The sequence below is a fragment of the Guyparkeria sp. SB14A genome (assembly GCF_005096345.1).
In the GTDB taxonomy this organism is placed as follows: Bacteria; Pseudomonadota; Gammaproteobacteria; order Halothiobacillales; family Halothiobacillaceae; genus Guyparkeria; species Guyparkeria hydrothermalis.
This window is the reverse complement of the sequence record NZ_SWAW01000081.1, coordinates 1-254: the sequence shown is the minus strand read 5'-3', so window position 1 is coordinate 254 and position 254 is coordinate 1. Positions and strand designations below refer to the sequence as shown.

The following is a 254-nucleotide window of genomic DNA, read 5'->3' as shown; positions in this document are numbered from 1 at the left end:
CATGATGATCGGTGCGCCAATCTCCTTGGCGAACTCGGCACGCTTATACATCTCTTCCGGGGTCGGCGCGGTGACGTTCAGGTAGTGACCCTTGCGCTCGCCGGTCTGGTTCTCGGCAGTCTGGGTGGCTTCCTGGACGAACAGGAAGCGGTCACGCCAGCGCATGAACGGCTGAGAGTTGATGTTCTCGTCGTCCTTGGTGAAGTCGAGACCACCACGGAGGCACTCGTAGACCGCACGGCCGTAGTTCTTGG

1 protein-coding gene is annotated in these 254 nt (G+C 60.6%); it reads right to left on the bottom strand.

Features of this window, described 5'->3' with window-relative positions:
• The coding region (locus tag FAZ79_RS11340) for a RuBisCO large subunit C-terminal-like domain-containing protein (protein ID WP_247709555.1) at positions 1-254 on the bottom strand (254 nt) is incomplete at both ends.